The 1,003-nt window shown below is 39.5% G+C and carries 1 tRNA gene and 2 rRNA genes; all 3 read left to right on the forward strand.

What is annotated here, in order from left to right:
* Positions 1-97: ribosomal RNA gene (locus ND2E_RS0121105) — 16S ribosomal RNA — on the forward strand; the annotation flags it as partial.
* A 227-nt stretch (positions 98-324) separates the two neighbouring features.
* A tRNA-Ala gene (locus ND2E_RS21100) sits at positions 325-400 on the forward strand.
* Positions 401-895: 495 nt separating this feature from the next.
* Positions 896-1,003, forward strand: a 23S ribosomal RNA gene (locus ND2E_RS23020); the annotation flags it as partial.

Genomic DNA, 1,003 nt, shown 5'->3' on the forward strand with positions numbered 1-1,003 from the left:
AACCTTCGGGAGGACGGTCACCACTTTGTGTTTCATGACTGGGGTGAAGTCGTAACAAGGTAACCCTAGGGGAACCTGGGGTTGGATCACCTCCTTATCTTGATGTAAAGCGATTTAATGAAAGCTTCGGCTTTATGAGTGTTCACACAAATTACATGATAACAAACTAAAGAAGAAAACCCGTTAAGGCATTATATGTCTTAGGCGAAGTTCATTTGCTTTATTACAAGGCGCTTGAGTTTAGAAGGAATGAATGTAGTGAACTACATGATTTTCTGAGAAACGAAAGCAACGCCGTCATAAAGTAAAGAAACAAGCATAAATGGGGCTATAGCTCAGCTGGGAGAGCGCCTGCCTTGCACGCAGGAGGTCAGCAGTTCGATCCTGCTTAGCTCCACCATTTAAATTTACTCTGCGTTAGTTCGCAGCTCGTGTAGTAAACTACACGTCGCTACCAACTGCCTTGATTAAAAGCAAATGGATATTTTCTTCTTATAAAGAAAGAGACCAAACTTAAGTGTAGGCGGGAATTTATTCGCGCTTTACTATATTTAAGTTTGGTTTTTTAAACCACAAATTATGCCGAATGCGTGCTGATTTGAAGTTCTTTAACAATCTGGAAAGCTGATATAAATACCGATATTTATGTCGTAACGAACGGTGTCGCGCTGAACGTTACAAATGACGTAAGTATCATCGATAAACATTCTCCTCGAGTGTTTATCATTAATAAGTAAAAAACTCAGTTAATGTCTACTCGACGTTAATTGTTTTATCAAGTAACTCATCATAAATCTTCGGGTTTATTGAGTACGTGAAAATGTCAGACTTTACAATACGTTCGGATTAGTCTCCGAGCTTACTAATTATCTTTCGAGACTACTTAGGGTTGTATGGTTAAGTGACTAAGCGTATGTGGTGGATGCCTTGGCAGTTAGAGGCGATGAAGGACGTGTTAATCTGCGATAAGCGAAGATAAGGTGATAAAAACCGTTATAGTCTT

The organism is Colwellia psychrerythraea (genome assembly GCF_000764225.1).
In the GTDB taxonomy this organism is placed as follows: domain Bacteria; phylum Pseudomonadota; class Gammaproteobacteria; order Enterobacterales; family Alteromonadaceae; genus Colwellia; species Colwellia psychrerythraea_D.